We start from the raw sequence: 2,688 nt of genomic DNA, 5'->3' as shown, positions 1-2,688 counted from the left end.
CCGTAATTGTAATTCGGAGCTCAGCTCCGGTATTTCTTTCTGATATCCCGGCCACCACGTTGATTTCTCCTTCCTGGGTATAACGACAGGCATTTTCAATCAGATTCATCATGATGCGTCTTAAATCTGATGGATTTCCAATCACATATTCGGAAATACCAAATTGCAATTCGAGGTCAATACTCACGGGTTTATCCAATATTTTTAAATGGGCGTAGTCCCTGATTTCCCCAAGCAACACGCCCGGCGAAAATGGAATAGCAACCTCATTTGAAGGGACATCCTTTAAACGCGAGTAGGCGCATAACTCATCCAGTGTTTCAGACAGTGACTCAGAGGCTATACTCATGGAACTGGCTATAGATCTGTAGGGTTCTTCCAGGGGAGCCTGTGCCAGTATGTTGGCAAAAGCCATAATACCGTGCAAAGGATTGCGCAGGTCGTGCCCAATGGATGAAAGGGCACCATCATATGGCCTATGTGGGACTTCTACAGGTTGGGTGGGTTGTTCTGGTATTTCTACTGCACCCGGTCCTCCCCAGATACAGGTTTCGAGTTGGTTTCTGAAATGATCATATGATTCTTTGACCACACTCGCCTGCTCAACGGTCATTTTTTCAAAGGAATAATCCTCCAAAGCTAATTGAAGGTCTGAGAGGTGATCCAGGAGATCTTTCGATGTAACGGGCATATTTCAGGATTAAGTGCACCTTTTTATCGGTAAAATGCATTCAATACCTAAAATTGACTATTTGGATATCGGTGAACAATTAAATGTTCCCTATCTTTCTAAACTTGTTGTCAAACTCGTTTAATTGTAGGTAAAAACTAAAGTAACATGCGTATTTCATACCTTTTTATAGTTTCCCTTATACTGGTCTCCTGTCAGGATAAAGCTGAAAAAACACCCGAATTATCTATGGAAGAAAAAGCCCAGGCGATCCACGAAAGAGTCATGACCGTGGATACACATGTCGATATCAATGTTCGGAACTTCACCGATAGTATCAACTACACCCAGGAACTTCAAACACAGGTCAACCTCCCCAAAATGGAAGCCGGAGGGTTAGATGTGGCCTGGTTTATTGTATACACGGGGCAGGATACCCTCACCGAATCGGGATATGAAAAAGCAGAGGCGAATGCCATGAGTAAATTCGAAGCCATCCACAAGCTTTGTGAAGAAATTGCCCCGGACCGAATTGGCCTGGCAACGAATTCTACCCAGGCTCGCGAGATCTATAACTCGGGTAAAAAAGTAGCCATGATAGGTGTAGAAAATGCCTACCCTATGGGTACAGATCTATCAAATATCGAAAAGTACTACGATCTCGGAGCCCGGTATGTTTCCCTGGCCCACAACGGTCATAGCCAGTTTTCAGATTCCAACACAGGTGAGGCCGACGACATATGGTTACACAATGGTTTAAGTGATCTAGGTAAAGAAGCTGTAAAAGAAATGAATAGGGTAGGAATAATGATAGACATTTCACATCCCTCCCATGAAGCTGTGATGCAGATGCTCGCGCTTTCAAAAGCTCCCATTATAGCTTCTCACTCCTCGGCAAGGGCCCTATGTGATCACAGCAGGAATTTGGATGACGTTCAGTTGCGGGCGCTCAAGGAGAATGGCGGAGTGGTCCAGGCCGTAGCACTCGACGGGTACGTCAACAAAGAGAAAAGTGCTGCCCGCGATGCGTATATGAAAACTATTATGACCGAAGTGGCCGACTCCCTGGGGGTTTCGTGGTATGACAGATCCCAGTTTCGCGAACTTTCAGAGGCTGAGCAAGAGGCTTTTATCGCCGTAATTCCAAAAGTAACCTCAATTTCAAACAGTCTTGTGGAGAAGCGGACGGATGCCCCGCCTGCAGTTGATGTTTCTGATTTTGTAGACCATATCGATTATATGGTAGAGCTGATCGGTATTGACCATGTGGGTATTAGCTCCGATTTTGACGGAGGTGGTGGTATTGAAGGATGGTCTGATGCCTCCGAGACATTTAACGTCACTTTGGAACTTGTTCGAAGGGGTTATTCTGAAGCCGATATCGCCAAGCTGTGGGGTGGGAACTTATTGCGGGTTCTCGATGAAGTACAGGCAGTTGCTGCCTCCTGGCCAGCGGATTAATCCATCGACTCCAACCGATCCTTTACATATTCTATTTTAGTTTTCCCGTGGGCTTTGGGCTTTCCCTGCGCATCGAGGACCAGAAAAATAAGCTGATCTATGGTGGCTATCGCTTCACGAGTCAACTTGTTTCGGGCCTCGCATTTGAGTGTTATAGAGGTATCTCCAAAAGAAACTACATCTATCCCAATCTCAACAATGGCTCCCTGAACGGCAGGATTCATAAAATTGATCTCCGACATGTACTTCAGGACACAGTTCTGATCTTCAAGCTGAATGATACTGTATAGCGCCGCTTCTTCGGTTACCCACGAGAGCAAACGCCCACCAAACAATGTGCCATTGGCATTCAGATCTTCAGGTTTGACCCATTTTCTGGTATGAAAGCGCATAAAACTCCTTTAAAGGATAAAGGTACAACCAAAAGACAGCCAATACAGTGAAAAACAAAGTTGAAGCTTGCTTTTTTTCATATCCTAAAAATTGTTAAGCATACAATAAACTTTTCATAAACATGGGTAGACTATAATTCCTTTCCGGTAACTTTAAGAAGAGCA

Annotated in this window: 3 protein-coding genes; 1 reads left to right on the top strand and 2 read right to left on the bottom strand. The window is 44.7% G+C overall.

Annotation, left to right across the window (positions count from 1 at the left end):
• On the bottom strand, nucleotides 1-691 hold a 691-nt coding region (locus WBV75_RS03645; protein WP_424119298.1), incomplete at its 3' end, for a sensor histidine kinase.
• Nucleotides 692-838: 147 nt separating this feature from the next.
• On the opposite strand from WBV75_RS03645, the gene WBV75_RS03640 reads away from it, so the two are divergent.
• Nucleotides 839-2,131: a dipeptidase gene (locus tag WBV75_RS03640; protein ID WP_424119297.1), complete on the top strand. Its 1,293-nt coding sequence runs from the start codon at nucleotides 839-841 to the stop codon at nucleotides 2,129-2,131.
• On the opposite strand, the gene WBV75_RS03635 is transcribed toward WBV75_RS03640, so the two are convergent.
• A complete protein-coding gene (locus WBV75_RS03635; RefSeq protein WP_424119296.1) occupies nucleotides 2,128-2,523 on the bottom strand; it encodes an acyl-CoA thioesterase in 396 nt (131 codons plus the stop codon). The two genes, WBV75_RS03640 and WBV75_RS03635, sit on opposite strands and share 4 nt — an antisense overlap.
• Nucleotides 2,524-2,688: the final 165 nt, after the last annotated feature.

The organism is Robiginitalea sp. (assembly GCF_049588695.1).
Classification (GTDB): Bacteria; Bacteroidota; Bacteroidia; order Flavobacteriales; family Flavobacteriaceae; genus Robiginitalea.
The sequence above is the reverse complement of the archived record's forward strand: the minus strand, read 5'-3'. Positions and strand labels throughout refer to the sequence as shown.